Annotated in this window: 16 protein-coding genes and 1 rRNA gene; 6 read left to right on the top strand and 11 right to left on the bottom strand. The window is 32.4% G+C overall.

Going from position 1 to position 17,222, the window contains the following annotated elements; translation table 11 throughout:
* The first annotated feature begins 75 nt into the window (after positions 1-75).
* From dnaB to BD847_RS20120, 5 genes are all read left to right on the top strand, one after another.
* A complete protein-coding gene (gene dnaB, locus BD847_RS20145; RefSeq protein ID WP_115890044.1) occupies positions 76-1,620 on the top strand; it encodes a replicative DNA helicase in 1,545 nt (514 codons plus the stop codon).
* A 131-nt stretch (positions 1,621-1,751) separates the two neighbouring features.
* Positions 1,752-2,105, top strand: a complete 354-nt coding sequence (locus BD847_RS20140; protein ID WP_115890043.1) for a hypothetical protein — start codon at positions 1,752-1,754, stop codon at positions 2,103-2,105.
* A 677-nt stretch (positions 2,106-2,782) separates the two neighbouring features.
* Positions 2,783-3,574: a sensor histidine kinase gene (locus BD847_RS20130; RefSeq protein WP_115890041.1), complete on the top strand. Its 792-nt coding sequence runs from the start codon at positions 2,783-2,785 to the stop codon at positions 3,572-3,574.
* 114 nt (positions 3,575-3,688) lie between these two features.
* A complete protein-coding gene (locus BD847_RS20125) occupies positions 3,689-4,354 on the top strand; it encodes a response regulator transcription factor (RefSeq protein WP_115890040.1) in 666 nt (221 codons plus the stop codon).
* Positions 4,355-4,674: 320 nt separating this feature from the next.
* Entirely contained in the window at positions 4,675-5,934 is a 1,260-nt protein-coding gene (locus BD847_RS20120; protein WP_115890039.1) for an asparagine synthetase B, read from the top strand.
* A 1-nt stretch (position 5,935) separates the two neighbouring features.
* Here the strand turns inward: BD847_RS20120 and BD847_RS20115 are convergent, their stop codons facing one another.
* The 11 genes from BD847_RS20115 to thrS all read right to left on the bottom strand — a co-directional run bounded on the left by BD847_RS20115 (position 5,936) and on the right by thrS (position 15,984).
* The gene (locus BD847_RS20115) at positions 5,936-6,739 is read right to left on the bottom strand and encodes an endonuclease/exonuclease/phosphatase family protein (protein WP_115890038.1); all 804 of its coding nucleotides are present in this window, start codon (positions 6,737-6,739) and stop codon (positions 5,936-5,938) included.
* Between the two features lie 51 nt (positions 6,740-6,790).
* Positions 6,791-7,045: a hypothetical protein gene (locus BD847_RS20110; protein ID WP_115890037.1), complete on the bottom strand. Its 255-nt coding sequence runs from the start codon at positions 7,043-7,045 to the stop codon at positions 6,791-6,793.
* Between the two features lie 80 nt (positions 7,046-7,125).
* Positions 7,126-7,794 carry a response regulator transcription factor gene (locus BD847_RS20105; protein WP_115890036.1) on the bottom strand — a complete coding sequence of 223 codons (669 nt, stop codon included), beginning with the start codon at positions 7,792-7,794 and terminating at the stop codon, positions 7,126-7,128.
* 9 nt (positions 7,795-7,803) lie between these two features.
* Positions 7,804-9,594, bottom strand: coding sequence for a tetratricopeptide repeat-containing sensor histidine kinase (locus BD847_RS20100; RefSeq protein WP_147298524.1), 1,791 nt, complete (start codon positions 9,592-9,594; stop codon positions 7,804-7,806).
* Positions 9,591-11,315, bottom strand: coding sequence for a tetratricopeptide repeat-containing sensor histidine kinase (locus BD847_RS20095; protein ID WP_244201648.1), 1,725 nt, complete (start codon positions 11,313-11,315; stop codon positions 9,591-9,593). The genes BD847_RS20100 and BD847_RS20095 overlap by 4 nt, the downstream gene beginning before the upstream one ends.
* A 168-nt stretch (positions 11,316-11,483) precedes the next feature.
* On the bottom strand, positions 11,484-11,918 hold the full coding sequence (locus tag BD847_RS20090) for a carboxymuconolactone decarboxylase family protein (RefSeq protein WP_115890034.1): 435 nt from the start codon (positions 11,916-11,918) through the stop codon (positions 11,484-11,486).
* A gap of 78 nt (positions 11,919-11,996) precedes the next feature.
* Positions 11,997-12,569 (bottom strand): Crp/Fnr family transcriptional regulator, encoded by a 573-nt coding sequence (locus BD847_RS20085; RefSeq protein WP_115890033.1) that lies wholly within the window; start codon positions 12,567-12,569, stop codon positions 11,997-11,999.
* Between the two features lie 150 nt (positions 12,570-12,719).
* Complete coding sequence (gene rplT / locus BD847_RS20080; protein ID WP_035649542.1) at positions 12,720-13,064, bottom strand: 50S ribosomal protein L20; 345 nt, start codon at positions 13,062-13,064, stop codon at positions 12,720-12,722.
* 101 nt (positions 13,065-13,165) lie between these two features.
* Positions 13,166-13,363 carry a 50S ribosomal protein L35 gene (rpmI, locus tag BD847_RS20075; RefSeq protein ID WP_007810722.1) on the bottom strand — a complete coding sequence of 66 codons (198 nt, stop codon included), beginning with the start codon at positions 13,361-13,363 and terminating at the stop codon, positions 13,166-13,168.
* A 100-nt stretch (positions 13,364-13,463) separates the two neighbouring features.
* The gene (gene infC / locus BD847_RS20070; protein WP_081909355.1) at positions 13,464-14,015 is read right to left on the bottom strand and encodes a translation initiation factor IF-3; all 552 of its coding nucleotides are present in this window, start codon (positions 14,013-14,015) and stop codon (positions 13,464-13,466) included.
* 22 nt (positions 14,016-14,037) lie between these two features.
* The gene (gene thrS, locus BD847_RS20065; RefSeq protein ID WP_115890032.1) at positions 14,038-15,984 is read right to left on the bottom strand and encodes a threonine--tRNA ligase; all 1,947 of its coding nucleotides are present in this window, start codon (positions 15,982-15,984) and stop codon (positions 14,038-14,040) included.
* A 1,161-nt stretch (positions 15,985-17,145) separates the two neighbouring features.
* Between thrS and BD847_RS20060 the strand changes: the two genes are divergently transcribed.
* Positions 17,146-17,222 (top strand): 16S ribosomal RNA (locus BD847_RS20060); the annotation flags it as partial.

Genomic DNA, 17,222 nt, shown 5'->3' with positions numbered 1-17,222 from the left:
AAAAAGCACTTTTATAAACAATTAATAGTTATAACTCGATAACAATTTTTTTTTAAATTTTGTTACTTTCGCTATATGGAAAATTTCAAAAATGTAAACCCTATTAAGGTAGATAAAACCACTATTATTAATCTGGAAAAAGGTAAACTTCCTCCACAAGTTATTGAAATGGAGGAGGCTGTGCTGGGAGCGATGATGATTGATAAAAAAGGGGTAGATGATGTAATTGATATTTTGCAGCCCGATGCTTTTTATAAAGATGCACACAAGCATATTTTTGAAGCAATTTTGCAGCTTTTTACAGAAACGCAGCCAATCGATTTGTTGACTGTTTCAAGTCAGTTGAAGAAAAACGGAAAACTGGAACTTGCAGGTGGAGATTTTTATCTGATTCAGCTTACACAAAAAATTGCGTCGTCTGCGCACATTGAGTTTCACTCGCGTATTATTCTGCAAAAATTTATTCAAAGAAGTTTAATTCGAATCTCATCTGAGATTATTGAAGAATCTTACGATGAAACTACGGATGTATTTGAGTTATTAGATAAAGCCGAATCTAAATTATACGAAGTAACACAAGGGAACATTAAACGTAGTTCTGAAACTGCACAGAGTTTAGTTTTACAGGCTAAGAAAAAAATTGAAGAGATTTCTAAAAAAGAGGGTTTAAGTGGTGTTGAAACTGGTTTTCATAATTTAGATAAATTAACCTCTGGATGGCAACCGAGTGATTTAATTATTATTGCGGCCAGACCAGCGATGGGAAAGACGGCATTTGTACTTTCTATGGCTAGAAATATTGCTATTCAATACGGGCATGGAGTAGCTCTATTCTCTCTGGAGATGGCATCTGTTCAGTTAATTACTAGGCTTATTTCTTCTGAAACAGGATTGTCATCAGAAAAATTGCGTACAGGAAAGCTAGAGGCTCATGAATGGACAATGTTGAGTACTAAAGTTAAGGACTTAGAAAAGGCACCTTTATATATAGATGATACGCCATCACTTTCTATTTTCGATTTAAGAGCAAAATGCCGACGTTTGGCTTCACAACATGGTATTAAAATTATTATCATCGATTATTTGCAATTGATGACCGCTGGAGGAAATGGTAAAGGAGGAGGAAATCGTGAGCAGGAAATTTCGACCATTTCCCGAAACTTAAAAGCTTTGGCGAAAGAACTTAACGTTCCGGTTATTGCACTTTCTCAGTTATCGCGTGCTGTTGAAACTCGTGGATCAAGTAAAAGACCTTTACTATCAGATCTTCGTGAATCTGGAGCAATTGAGCAGGATGCCGATATCGTTTCGTTTTTATACCGACCTGAATATTACAAAATTGACGAATGGGATGATGAAGAGGCTTCACCAACAGCTGGTCAGGCCGAAATTATGATCGCAAAACACCGTAATGGTGGTATTGAGAATATTCGTTTGAAATTCTTAGGACACTTAGGGAAATTTGATAACCTCGATGAATTTTCGGGTAGTTATGATGATTTGCCATCAAAAATGAATCATGATGATAATCCGTTTATTACTAATAATCTACCATCGCCAAATGAAGCATTTGGAAGCAATCTGAATGATGATGACGATGATAGTGATGTACCGTTTTAATAAAATCAAAAGCCTTTCTAAAAAGGCTTTTTTTATGGGTAAATAATAATTTATTAATAAAATTCAGTAGTTTAGCAATACGATTTACATAAAAATCGGCTATTAATTAATAACCAAAAACAAATTTTATTATGAATGAAGAAACTTTTCCGGGACCTATCCAGATCCCGTTAGCCCAAGGACAAGAATGGGAAAAGAGATATGTTGATGATAACTCTGTTGAAGACAGTAAGAAAAAAGTTACCGCTTTTTTAATTCCTAGAGAAACACTAGAGAAAGTATTGGCACTAAAAACGGAGGCAGTTTGGGCTCATTTAGGTATTAATGACGACAAAGAGAGAACGCTGATTTTTAATGGTGCAGAATATGATCCGGCAACAGGTAAATATAAAAACGTTTATGGAAAATCTGACCAACAAAATAAATCTGTGGCTTCAGAGCAAGATGTAGTTTATGATGGTGCCCGCCCTAGTCCTCCTTTTTAATTCCTAAATACTATAAAAAATGACTGATTTCTTGATATATTCAAGTTATTTGATTTTATTAATTAATCTGATAGTTTACTCATATAGCTTTTTCCGCAAGGAAAAAGCTAATGTTTTTTTTGTTTCCTATTTGGCCTTTTCGTTTGTGTTGCAGATTTCAATGGAAATAATATATTTTTTACGCCTAAACAATTTGTTTCTCGTAAATATTTTTTTCATTGGGCAAATGATTTTGCTGGGGCTTTTTTACAATTCATTGTTTCATCTCAAGGCGCAAAAAACATTTGTAAAGGCTACATTAATTATAGCTTTATTGATTTTATCGGTTCAGTTCGTGATAGATTCAAGTCAGTTTTTAAAGTTTAATTTATTTGAAATCACTTTGACCTCATTGCTAATTGTTGTTTACGCGTTACTTCATTTTTATAATATGCTGACAGAGAATAAAGAATACTACTACATAAGCGTAGGATTAGTTTTTTATTTATTAGCGAGCACCGTATTATTTTTGGTAGGTAATCTTTCTTCGGGTTTAAGTGATGATTTGAAATTTCTTAGCTGGCAATTAAATGCTTTTTTGCTCATAATTTATTATCTGATTATTTTATTTGAATGGATAAAAAGCTTTACCAAAATAAAATTTTTGAAAGGATAAATTGTAATTTAAATAAAAAGACATGAATGCACAGCGAATCCCTGAAAAAGAAATTGTTGCCATAATATTGTACATTTCCCTTTTCTTTATAATTGTAGCAGTTGCATTGATAATATTTTTCTATTTATCCAGAAAGAAAATTATTCAAAAAGAACTCGAAAAAATCGATTTGATGGTAAAATATCAAAAAGAACAATTGCATGCCATTATCTTTACGCAAGAAGAAGAACGAAAAAGAATAGCGCAGGATCTTCACGATGATATTAGTTCTAAACTAAATATTGTTTCTCTAAACACTCATTTGCTTTCGACCTCAAATTTATCAGAAGCAGAAAAGAATGAGATAACAGAGAATATCATTGCACTTACCGCAAAAGCTTTGGAAAATTCCAGAAAAATTGCTCATAATTTATTGCCGCCGGTTTTGGAAAAGTTTGGTTTAAATGCCGGTATAGAGGAGTTGTGTGTGGAATTTGAAACAAGCAAAGCCATAAAAATTCATTACAATAATACTATTGATTTTGATGTAAATGACATTGATCGTCAGTTGCATGTTTTTAGAATTCTTCAGGAATTGATGAATAATTCGCTTCGCCATGGAAAAGCATCTGAAATTTGGATTTCATTTGAAACTAAAAATGGTGTTTCAACTTGTTTTTATAAAGACAACGGAATCGGATTTGATACTGAAAACTATGAAAATCATAAAGGTTTAGGAATGAAAAATATCGATAGCCGAATTTCATTTCTAGATGGCACCATGCAAATCGACTCAGAGGTGGGTCGGGGAATTGCCGTAACTTTTACTTTTTAAAAGTTAAAAAACAGCATAAACCTGCTTTTTAGCGATTATATTAGTGTTTAGGCGTTATTTTGTGCGGCATTTTTTGTAATTTCGGCATACCAAAGACCAAAAATAAAAAACCAAATGAATCCGGCTATCAAAATTGCATTAGTTGATGATGAAGTATTGTTTCGCAAGGGGATTGCTTTTCTGTTGCAGCGAGAAGACAATATCGAAATACTATTTGAAGCATCAGACGGGGAAGAACTTATTTCAAATCTGGAAAAAATTGAAGTTAAGCCAGATATTATCATAATGGATTTAAAAATGCCAGTTCTTAATGGCGTTGAAGCCACAAGAATTATTCGGAAATCGTATCCTGATATTAAAATAATTGCCTTGACAAGTTATGATACAAAGTCCTTTATAGCCAATATGATTCAGGTTGGTGCCGTTGCTTATCTTATCAAAAATACAACTCCAAAAGATTTGATTCATACGATAAATGAAGTAGCAAAAAAAGGGTTTTATTATAATGAAAATGTTCTAAAGATAATTCAGGAGACTATTGTATCGTCGAAAAATTCAAAAGGTCAGTTGGAAACAAGTTTTCTTTCTCCCCGGGAAATTGAAATTCTTCAGCTTATTTGCCTTCAGAAAACAACAACAGAAATTGCAGAACATTTATTTTTAAGTCCAAGAACAGTAGAAGGGCATCGCAATAATTTATTGCTCAAAACAGAATCGAGAAATATTGCTGGTTTAGTTGTATACGCAATCCAAAATGAGATTGCGGTTTTAACCCTTTAAAACATTAACTCGTTAAAAACTGAATTGACAGTACATAGTAAAATATAATTGTCAGGACTAGAACGCAAAGACCAATTTTTTGCATTACATTTAATCCGTTTCGCTGTTTATTGCTTTCATTGAATTTCATCGCTTGCATTTTTATTGATTTATATTTCAATGATTTGGGATACCAAATGTAAGTAGAAATTGCTATTGTGAAACACGTGTTTTTACCTGTTTTTCATAATGTTTGTTTAACGATTCTTTCTTTTCATAAAACGCAAAATCTATTGTGTTTTTTGAATCTTCCTTTATATCTTTACTAAAATGATTTTCTCATGAAGAAGAGTTTGGTTTGTATTTTTTTATTGATGTTGTCCTGGTCAGCAAAAGCTTCGTTTATTTTACTTCCTATGGACGAAACCACGCAGCAAAACCATCTGAAGGCTTACGGAATTACATATTGGTGTTTGAGTAGAGATTATAAGGCTAGTTGGCTTCTTAATTTTAGAGGTGGTTCTTTTTTGCTCCCTGATGCAGAAGAAATTAGAAAAGAATGTAAAATTCGTGGCGTTAGTTTTGAAATTCTTAGCGACTCTGAAGAAACGGCCATTTTAAATGAAATTTCCAGTCCATCTCAAAACATGGAGTCCGTAATTTTAGAGAAGGCGCCAAAAATTGCAGTTTACACTCCGAAAGGAAAACAACCTTGGGATGATGCGGTAACATTGGTTTTAACTTATGCCGAAATCCCATTTACTCCTATTTATGACGAAGAAGTTTTAAGCGATCAGTTGTTGCTTTACGACTGGCTGCATTTGCATCATGAAGATTTTACCGGACAATACGGAAAATTTTATGCTGCATATAAAAATACACCATGGTACATTGATCAAAAGAAAGATGCTGAAGCTCTGGCTGCAAAGCTTGGTTATTCTAAGGTTTCGCAAGAAAAAGGTGCAGTAGCAAAAAAAATCAGAGACTTTGTAATTGGTGGCGGTTTTATGTTTGCCATGTGTTCTGCCACAGATAGTTTTGATATTGCATTGGCTGCAGATGGTGTAGATATTTGCGAAGCGATGTTTGATGGTGATGCGAGCGACTCAAACTATCAGTCAAAATTGGATTTTGGAAATTCATTCGCATTTAAAAATTTTACTTTAGAAAGAAGACCTGAAGTTTATGAATTTTCAGATATCGATATGACAATGAAAAGAAGAGTTCCTATGGAAAAGGACTACTTTACTTTAATGGAATTTTCTGCAAAATGGGATCCAATTCCAAGTATGTTATGCCAAAATCACACACAATTAGTGAAAGGATTTATGGGACAGACAACTTCTTTTGATACATCTCTTATAAAATCGAATGTACTTATAATGGGAACTTGTGAGATTAATGGTGAATCAAGATATATTCATGGAGAAAAAGGCAAAGGTATGTTTACTTTCTTTGGAGGACATGACCCAGAAGATTTTCAACATCAGGTAGGTGATCCGCCAACGGTTTTGGATTTGCATCCTAATTCTCCAGGTTACAGATTAATTCTCAATAACGTATTGTTTCCCGCAGCAAGAAAGAAAAAGCTTAAAACATAAATTAGTTTAAGGAAAATTCAAACCAAATAGGAATGTGGTCTGAAATTTTTCTAGCTTCTTCGAGCGAATTAAATTGAGTATAGAACGGAACAACACCTGATTTTATAAAACGTACAGCGTCTGATTTATAAAACATATTGTCAAATTCTGAAGCCAGACAACTATTAATTTTGCATTTGTGTTTTAAAGTTGTTTTTTGATTTTCTAAAATAGGAGCGTATCCCATTTTTTTTAAAGGATTGAATACCGAATGTGATTGCGGACAATTGAAATCTCCAAGGAATATAATATTCAGATTAGGATATTCAGCTGGTAAAAATTTAAAATATTTAATTTCCGTTTCAGGCTGTTTGTTTTTGGTGATAGCATGAAAATTGGCTAAAGTGATTGTTTTTTGGTTTATTTTGAAAGTTGCAAAATAAGGCTCGCGGTCGATTTCGAGATTGTGTTTTTTTTCCAACCATGCTTTTCCTTGTAGTTTTACTTTGTGAGTCTTCCAGATAAAAGAATATCTTTCGGTTTTATAACTACTGCTAGATGTTGGATCACTAATAACGTAATCCCATTTCGATCCTTTTTGATTTAAAACCGATACGAGTTTTGCTACTGCTTGTGCACCTCCATATCCTGCAACAACTTCCTGCAGGGCTATAATGTCATAATCGAAAAGAGTATTTGCAATAAAGGATATTTCAGATTCAGACTTAGATTTTCCGAAATTTTCTAAATTCCAGGAAATAATTTTGACTTGAGAAAAAGAAAAAGAACTGTAAAGGAAGAGGAGTAGAACTATGATTTTTTTCATGCTGTATTTAAAAATCAAATATAAGCATTTCAAAATTTCGGCTTCTGATGGTTAATGCTTTTTGTATCTATTTTTTAGTGCTGTTCCAATAATTACGATTTGTAAAACAAGTAAGGCAGGTATGAAAAGTAATTTCCAGTCAATTTCCAAAAATCCTGTTTTTTCCGATACAAATGCGAAACTAATAGACAAGCAAACGCATAAAATCATTGTTTTCATAAGTATTCTATTTTTGGTGGTGTTAAATTTTGAAATTAAATTTTGAAAAAAGCTTTTCTCAAAAGAAGATTGGTCTTTGGGTTTCATTCGGTAATTAATAAGTTTAATACAAACTTATACTTATAAAAAAGTATTTCCTTACGGAAACCCGTAATGGGTTGAAATATTTAAACTAAACCAAAATCTTTTGCAATAGCAATTAGATGAACATTATTGTTTGCTTTAAAATATATTTTTAATTTATTGATTCGTTTTTCTATGCTGCTCGTTCCGTTTGGAGTTATAGAAGCCTGTTTAAATTCGTTTGAAATGTTTTCTAAAATATAGCCTTGAGCTAAAAGTTTTAAAATTGAAATATCATAAGATTCGATTTCAATCAAAGCTTTGTCAGAAAAACTAAAAGACAAATCTGATGATAATATTTTTTCTTCGTTTCTATAGGTTCTTTCTATGGCTTTTCTCAGTTCAATTATGCTGTTTCTGCCTTTAGAAATGTAAGCGTTAATACCAAGATCATTAAAAAGCGATTTAATTCTATATGACTTGTCTTCTATAGAAAATACTATTTTTTTCAATTTAGGATCGACTTCGTTAACTGCTTCAATTAGTTCTTCTCCGCTTGAAAGCTCTGTTTTTCTATAATCAGATTTAAATGATAGATCACTAATTAATAAGTCGTATGGTTCTTTATCAATCAACGCTTTTTTTATTTTCAAAAGACCATCATCACAATATTTAACATGATGAATCGTGGGAACTTTCAAATCTTCAAGTACTTGAACTACTGCAATGCTGATACTATCTAAATCTTCGGCGACTAAAACTTTTTTAAACATATAACTTTTTTAAATTGGAAAATTAAAGCTTGCTTTAAAACCTTTTTCTAAATTATTGACAAAAGTAATTGTTCCATTTATTGTTTTTATACGGTTTTCCACATTTTGAAGTCCATTTTTTAAAATTAAGCGATTATTTTTTGTCCAATCACCGTTATCAATATAAGTAGCCATTAAATTTTTGTCATTTATTTTTATAGTAAAACTCACTAAACTGGCATTACTATGTTTTTTCATATTTTCAAATAACTCTTGTAAAACTCTATAAAGTATTATTTTTTTGCTTCGGTCAAGTTTATTCCAATCAAGAGAATCAAAACCGTTTAGCAAAATGTTGACACTTGGAGTTTTGTACCCTGAAATCATTTCTTTTAGCGCCGGAAGGTATTCTTCATTGGTTTTGATTAAACTATTTTCTTTGGAAATATTTCTGGCTTTATAATATATTTGATCTAAGTTGCTGAGTAATTTTTCTTTATTATCAAAATTTTTCATATCGTTAGAGGTTGCAAATGATAGCGTTTCATAGACATCATTAGCAAGTTCATCATGAAGTTTTTTTGAAATCCTTAGTTCACTTTCATTTATTGCTTCTATTTTTTCTTTTTTTCCTTTTGATGACATGTATAAAGAAAGAAATAAGACCAAAAAAACACTGAATGTAATTATCACATATGAAATTGTACTTCTGTTTTTCTGTCTTTCTAATTGAAGCTCATTTTCTACTTTTTTATTTTTCAGTTCTAAGTTCTCGGCTTTGTCTTTATTTGAATCATATATTATATTCGCAAACTGATTTTGTGCTTTTTTTCGGCTAATAAGAGTGCTGTCTACCATTCTAATATAGGTCTCCCAGTGTTTTTGGGAATTTTCAGCATTGTCAGCCTCTATTAAATTAGCTAACATATTGATTTGATAGGTTGACGCCTTTACCTTCTTTGCACAATCATAAGCTTTTTGAGCATATATTTTTTTTAGTTTTGGATTGTTATATGTTTTGTAAAAAGAATAAAGAGCAAAATAGTTAGCAATTAATTCATAATCATCTTTTGTTTTAAGAGTCAATTCTAAACTTTCGTTGAAACAATTTAATGCTAATTCTTTGTGATTTCCAATGCGTAAATAACACATTCCAAGATTATATAGTATTGCTGAGCGTTGAATATCAGTATATTTTGGTTCGATTTTATCTACAATCTTTCTTTTAGTTAACGGTTCTAGTAAATCTATGGCTTCTTTATATCTCTCCTGTTGTAGATAGATAAAACCAATATCAGATAGTATTGCTGCTTTTCTAAATGTAGAAACCGCTTTTTTTAATGCCTTTTTCTGGTAAAGTAAGCCGTTTTCATTATCGTAAGTGCGACTATAATTGTTTGCCATTAATGAATAAACATTAATAGCAAATTTTGGTTTTGAAGTTTTTTCGAGATACGGAAAAGTCTTTGTAAGTGTAGTTTCAGCCTCATAAAAATCACCATTTCTATGTTGTATGTCTGCAATATTTGTTAAAGAATAAACATAATCATCTACGTAATTTTCTTTAGGATTACATATTAATTGTGCTTTATTAAAATATAAAAAGGCACTATCGCTTTTTCCTGCGTTCAAAAATGCATTTCCTTTTTCGATTCTTTTTTTTATTTCGACTGATTGATCTTTTTTGATGTATTTTATTTCCTTTTCTTTTGCTTCATAATATTGAACAGAAAAGCTGATTGCCAAGACGCTACAAAAGAGCAACAGGCAAAATACAGTATATTTTTTTTGAAAAAATTGAATTAAGTTCTTAATCATCATAGGGGAAGTTTGATTAAAACCTTGAAGCCTTTTCCAAAATCCGAATAAATATCAATCTCTCCATGCAGGCTGTGAATTCGATTTTCTAAATTGTGTAATCCATTTTTTAAAACCATCTTAGTCATGTCAATTCCTTTTCCATTATCTGAATAATTTAGGATAAGATTATTATGGCTTTCCTTAAAAGTTATAACAACTAAAGTGGCCTCGCTATGTTTTTTCATATTTACAAGCAATTCTTGTATGGATCTGTAAACTGAAGCTTTTTTATTTTCATTAATCGTATTCCATAAAATTTCATCCAAACCGTTTATTAAAAGATTTGTATCGGAAGTATTAAAACCAGAGATAAGTTCTTTTAATGAAACAATGTAGTTCTGATTGTTTAAAACTGAATTATTTTCTTGAGAAATATCTCTTGTGCGGGAATAAATATCTTCTAATTTTTGTAACAAATGATTTCGGTTTTCTTCAACAGAAAGGTTTCTGTTTTCTACAAATGCCAGTGTGTGATAAACATCATTAGCCAGCTCGTCATGCAATTTTTTCGAAATTCGGGTTTCGCTTTGGTAAGTTGCTTCAAATTTTTGACGATTAGTTCGTGCGGTTAAATAGAAATAAAGAAAGACAATTAGTAATGAAGCTAATATGATGATAACATATGAAATAATATTTCTGCTTCCCTGTTTTTCAAGCTGAAGCTCATTTTTAATTTTTTGAGTTTTTAGCAATAGATTTTCATCTTTTTCCCTTTTTGTATCATATTTAATTTTTGCAAACTGATTTTTTGCTTTTTGTCTGGCTTCATAAATACTATCAACCAATTTTATGTAAATAAGCGCTCTTTCCTTTGATTCTATAGCTGAATTACTATTTTTTATAATGAAATTTAAAGCATTTAAGCGTTCATCTGTATTGTCTGATAACGTGTAGTTTTCGTAACTTAATTTTGCATACATCATTGATAATGTCGCTTTCTTTTTCTGATAATATTCGGCAAGATTATAATAAGTTCTACCCAAACCATCTACATCTTTTACTTTAGATTTTAGTTTGATACTCATTTGATAAAAAAGCAATGCCTTTGGGTCCTGAAGTTCGTAATAACAATAGCCTATATAATCTAGTATTTTTGCATAATGTTTTGGCTTTTGCTGTAAAATTTCTTCTTTATTTATTTGGAGAAAAATTTGCAATGCTTCCTTAAACTTTTTTTGTTTGAGATAAATTACTGCGATATTATTTTGCGCTTCAAGTTTGCTGAGTCTATCAGTTTTTATAGTGAATGCTTTAGAATAATAGTAGATAGCCTTTGGATAATCATAAGTATAATAATAATTTCGACCTAAAACACTATAAATACTCCAGACGTATTCAGAATTGTTAAGTTGATATAAAAGAGGAATAGTTTCTAGTGCTGTTTTGGTACTTCCAATAAAATCAGCATGGCTTTGTTGAATTTCTGCCATATAATACATACAACGAACATAGTCTTCAGCATCTTGCTTAAGGTTGCAATTTGCTCTCGCTTTATTGTAAAGATAAAATGCGCTATCTAATTGTTTGTTTTTATAATGTAAGTCAGCTGCATTTATTGTCTTTTCTATCTTGACTTTGTTATTTGTAATTTTCTCTCCAAAATCTTTCTTCTTCTGACAAGCAAAAAAAAGTAGAAAAATAAAGATGATACGGAAGTAAAATTGTATTCTTTTTGAAACCATGCGCCAAAAATAGAAAATTATATTTCTTACAACCACGTATAAATACGGTATTTTAATTTTGTGAAAAAAAAATAAATTTTCAATTCTCATTTACAAGCAAATACAAACAAACCCTCTTTTACGAGGGTTTGTGGTTGTGATTTTGTTGTAAAGTTTATCTTTATAAAATTATTGAGCTCGCATTTCTGTTGCAATTCCAATTCGATTCCAGGCGTTTATTGTGATAATAGCGAGAATGATTTCAGCAAGATATTTTTCGTCGAATAATGCAGCGGCATTTTGATAAACTTCTTCTGATACATGATTATTTATCAAAGTGATTTCTTCAGTTAATGCCAGGATTGCTTTTTCTTCTTCCGTATAAAAATCAGCTTCGCGCCATGCGCTTAATAAAAAGATACGTTGTTCTGTAATTCCTAATTTTCTGGCGTCAGCAGTGTGCATATTTATACAGTAAGCACAGCCGTTTATTTGCGATGCTCTTATTTTAATAAGTTCTTTATGCACGGGAGATAAATCGGTTGAAGCAATATATTTTTCTAAACCTAACATGGCTTGATATGCTTCTGGGGCAACTTGCGGAATAACGATTCTAGATTTCATTTTAATATGTTTTAAAAGTTTGATACAAAGTTCCTTTATATCAGACTTAAAAAACTTGAACTACTTCAAGAAAGACACTTATACTTTTCCAGCCCTGATTTTGCTCATAAATTCTGCTGAAAAGTCTAAATAGGAAGCAAGCATATATTGAGGAACACGCTGCACAAACTCTGGGAAGTGATCATTAAAATGATGGTACCTTTCTTCTGCTGACATTGTAAATAAGTACTTAATACGCATTTGCATAGCGCCGAATGTTTTTTGAGTTACAATTCTAAAGTAGCGCTCCAGACTCGGAATTTCTATTAAAAGTGCTTCTAACACAGTTTTGTCAATTGCTATTACATCTGTATTTTCTATTGCCTGCAAATAAAAGCTGGACGGAACATGATTGTGATAGCTCAGATAATCGGTAATCCACCAGTTTTCAATACCAAACTGCAATGTTTGTTCTGTACCTTTCTCATTGATGATATATTGCCTCATGCAGCCATTAACAACAAAATAAATCGTATTGCAGATTTGACCTTCTGTGAGTACATGTTCTTTCTTTTTTATTTTTGAAAGCTCCAGACAGGTTTCTAGTTTGTCAATATCTGAATTTTCGAGCGTAATAAATTTCTCAATATGATCAAAAAGTGCTTTGTACATATAGTGATTTTGGTTTTGTACAAAGTTACTTTTTTAAATTTGTTTCTTGAGAAAGTAGATTTGAAACTTTTATAAAACAAAAAACCATCCGAATTAACGAATGGTTTTTCTATGATAAGTAAGTAAATCTAAATTGAGTTTATAAAACGTTTATTTTACTTTATTAAGAATAGCTTTGAAAGCTTCAGGGTGGTTCATAGCTAAATCTGCAAGAACTTTACGGTTCAATTCGATTCCGTTAGCTTTAACTTTCCCCATGAATTGAGAATAAGACATTCCTTCTAATCTAGCTCCAGCGTTGATACGTTGAATCCATAATGAACGGAAATTTCTTTTGTTTTGTTTTCTATCGCGGTAAGCGTAGCACATTGCTTTCTCTACTGCATTCTTAGCAACTGTCCAAACGTTTTTACGTCTTCCAAAGAAACCTTTGGCTTGCTTCATTATTTTTTTTCTTCTTGCTCTTTTAGCAACTGAATTTACCGATCTTGGCATAATTTTAATGTGTTTTTGTAGCAGGCGTCCTGAATTGAATCAAAGGAACTTCAAAGCCATACTCCAAGGTTATATAAATAATTTTTTAACCTAAAGAATTATTAGATAATTCTTAATTGTTGTTTGATGCTTTTCATATCTGTTGAGTGAACTAGCGCTGAGTGAGTCAAAGCTAATTTACGTTTTTTAGATTTTTTAGTCAAGATGTGACTTTTAAAAGCATGCTTTCTTTTAATCTTTCCAGAGCCAGTAACTTTAAAACGTTTCTTAGCGCTAGATTTTGTTTTCATTTTAGGCATTTTTCCTAGTGTTTTAATTTATTCTTACTTACTTATTTTGTTGTTTCAAGTTTAAGGTTTCAAGTTTTTTTTCTGAATACTTAAAACTGTAAACTGAATACTATTTCTTTTTCTTCGGAGCAATGAACATAATCATTCTCTTTCCTTCCAAAACAGGCATCGCTTCAACTTTACCATGTTCTTCCAAATCTGTAGCCAAACGTAATAATAAGATTTGCCCTTGATCTTTATAGATGATAGAACGTCCTTTAAAGAAAACGAAAGCTTTTAATTTTGCACCTTCTTTAAGGAACTTTTCAGCATTCTTTCTTTTAAATTCATAATCATGCTCATCTGTTTGAGGACCAAAACGAATTTCTTTTACCACAACTTGTGTAGACTTAGCTTTTAATGCTTTGTCACGTTTCTTTTGTTCGTAAACAAATTTCTTGTAGTCCATGATTTTACAAACCGGCGGCTCAGCATTTGGCGAAATTTCAACCAAATCCAATTCGAACTGATCTGCTAATCGTAAAGCATCCGCAAGCTTGAATACACCTGGTTCGATGTTTTCGCCTACTAGTCTTACCTCTTGTACACCACGAATATTGTTATTTATTCTGTGTGCATCTTTTTTTTCTACTCGAGGTTGAAAACCTCTGTTGCTTCTTATTGCTATGACTTTCTAATTTAAGTTAAACTGTAAAAACTTTTAATGTCTTTTTTATTTCTTCGTCTACAATCGCAGCAAATTCTTCGATTGAAACTGTGATATTACCTTTTCCTTCTTGTCCGTGGCGACGAATAGAAATAGTACCGTTTTTCTCTTCTTCTTCGCCTACAATCAGCATAAATGGGATTTTTTGCATTTCTGCATCTCTAATTTTCTTGCCAATTGTTTCGTTTCGGTTGTCAATTAGGGCGCGAATTTCGTGATTTTCTAGCAATTCTAAAACTTTTTTAGCATAATTTTCGTATTTCTCGCTCAAAGACAAGATAATAGCCTGTTCAGGCATTAGCCAAAGTGGGAAATTTCCTGCTGTATGTTCTAGTAAAATTGCAATAAAACGTTCCATAGATCCAAAAGGCGCTCTGTGAATCATAACCGGACGATGCAATTCGTTATCAGTACCTTTGTAAGTCAAATCAAAACGTTCCGGTAAATTGTAATCTACCTGAATTGTACCTAATTGCCATTGTCTTCCTAGTGCATCTTTTACCATAAAATCCAGTTTTGGACCATAGAAAGCCGCTTCACCATATTCAACAACTGTATTAAGACCTTTGTCTCTTGCAGCATTGATAATAGCATTCTCAGCTTTTTCCCAGTTTTCGTCTGTACCAATATACTTTTCTCTGTTTTCCTGATCTCTCAATGAAATCTGAGCTGTAAAGTTTTCAAAACCTAACGAACCAAATACATATAATACAAGGTCAATTACCTTTTTGAATTCTTCATCTAATTGCTCTGGAGTACAGAAAATATGTGCATCATCTTGAGTAAATCCTCTAACTCGAGTTAAACCGTGTAATTCACCTGATTGCTCGTATCTATATACAGTACCAAATTCCGCATAACGTTTTGGCAAGTCTTTATATGACCAAGGTCTAACATTGTAAATCTCACAGTGGTGAGGGCAGTTCATTGGTTTCAATAAAAACTCTTCACCTTCTGCTGGAGTATGAATTGGCTGAAAACTGTCTGCTCCGTATTTAGCGTAATGGCCAGAAGTAACATAAAGTTCTTTTTGACCAATATGCGGACTCACAACTTGTTCGTAACCTGCTTTCTTTTGAGCTCTCTTCAAAAATTGCTCTAAACGTTCTCTTAACGCAGCGCCTTTTGGTAACCATAAAGGTAAACCTTGACCAACTTTTTGTGAGAAAGCGAATAATTCTAATTCTTTTCCTAATTTACGGTGATCACGACGTTTCGCTTCTTCAAGAAGTTCAAGATATTCAGTTAAGTCTTTTTGTTTAGGAAAAGAAGTTCCATAAACACGAGTTAACTGTTTGTTTTTCTCGTCACCTCTCCAGTAAGCACCAGCAACACTCATTACTTTCATGGCTTTGATGATTCCAGTATTCGGAATATGTCCACCACGACATAAATCAGTAAAGGTAGAGTGGTCACAAAAAGTAATTGTTCCATCTTCAAGATTAGAAATCAATTCAGTCTTGTAAACGTTGTCTTTGTACATTTCTAATGCATCAGCTTTGCTAACCGGACGCATTTTAAATTCGTGTTTTCCTCTTGAGATTTCAAGTACACGATCTTCGATCTTTTTGAAATCAGCTTCAGAAATTTTCTGATCTTCAAAATCAACATCATAATAAAATCCATTGGCAATTGCAGGCCCAAGAGTTAATTTGATTCCTGGATACAATTCCTCAAGAGCTTGCGCCATTACGTGCGAAGTCGAATGCCAGAAAGCTTTTTTACCTTCAGCATCATTCCAAGTATATAAAATAAGATTACCATCGGTCGTTAATGGAGTTTCGGTTTCAATAGTTGTACCATTAAAAGATGCAGAAATAACATTTCTTGCAAAACCTTCGCTAATGTTTTTAGCGACCTCCATTGGAGTTACGCCTTGAGCGAACTCTCTAATTGACCCATCGGGTAAAGTAATCTTGATCATTGTTTATAATTTTGTGAATGCAAATATACATGATTACAAAAATACATACAATATATATATGTAGAAGATTGCTTTAATATATAAGTATTGGAATGATAGTATATATAAGAGTAGATTTCACGTGCACGACACGATGTGTTTTCAAAACCTGTCTGGTTTGTTATTGCTACATATATATATAAGGAGAAAACCATACTTATGATATAATAAGAGGAATTTTGTCCGGCTGAGCGGAGTCGAAGCCTCTTTTGTTTGGAATTTGATTGTTGGATTTTAATAAGGAGCTTAATCCCGCTATCCGCTACAATCTTTTTGTGGCTCCCGAAGCCTCGGGACCGCCACAAAAAGGATTTCCTCCCGATGCTTCGCTACTATCGGGGCTAGGGCATCAGTTTTCAGAAGAGATGATGTGAAGCAAAGCTGATTTTGGATCAGAATAAAGCTTTAAAATAGAAAACTCGGCATCTTTACGGCCTAGTGGGATTAAAAAAGCATCCCAAAGAATTCCTGGATGTTGTTTTCTCTTCAGAAAAGAGGCTTAAAACCTGAAAATTCTTCAAAAGGGATGACCGGAAAAACTCAAAAACCGCGAAAACGGCATCGTAATTCAGAAAAACGCTACAAGACTACAAGAAAGTTTCAACTGTAAAGAATCCGTTATCAGTGAGTTAAGAAATAATTGAAAAAAAGAACAAAAAAAGGCGGATAAAAAGCTTGTAAATGCGAATAAAGGTCCTACTTTTGCACCCGCAACAACGAGAGACGTTCACTGAAATACTGACAAGCTAGGCGATTGAAACAGAAAAAAAATTCTGAAAAAAAGATTGCGAAAAGCTTGTGGGATTCGAAAGAAGCTTTTACATTTGCACCCCGCAAAACACGGAAAGTTCATTGAGAGATTGGTAGATATGATGAAGGAAAAGGAAAAGAAATTTTCTGAAAAAAAACTTCAAAAAACATTTGCCGTTTTGAAATAAGTTTTCTACTTTTGCACCCGCTTTGAGAAACAAGCGAGATAATAAAAAAGAATACACGTTCGTAGACATATTGAATTGACAGCCGTCTTGTCCAAAAGACAAGACAAATAGAATAAGAGTAATAGGATCGCAAGATTCGGAAAGAACCACTAGATAAGGCATCGAATATATAATATAAAAATATACGATGAAGAGTTTGATCCTGGCTCAGGATGAACGCTAGCGGCAGGCTTAACACATGCAAGTCGAGGGGTATAGCAC

Origin of the sequence: Flavobacterium cutihirudinis, assembly GCF_003385895.1 — a bacterium.
GTDB lineage: Bacteria > Bacteroidota > Bacteroidia > Flavobacteriales > Flavobacteriaceae > Flavobacterium > Flavobacterium cutihirudinis.
The sequence above is the reverse complement of the archived record's forward strand: the minus strand, read 5'-3'. Positions and strand labels throughout refer to the sequence as shown.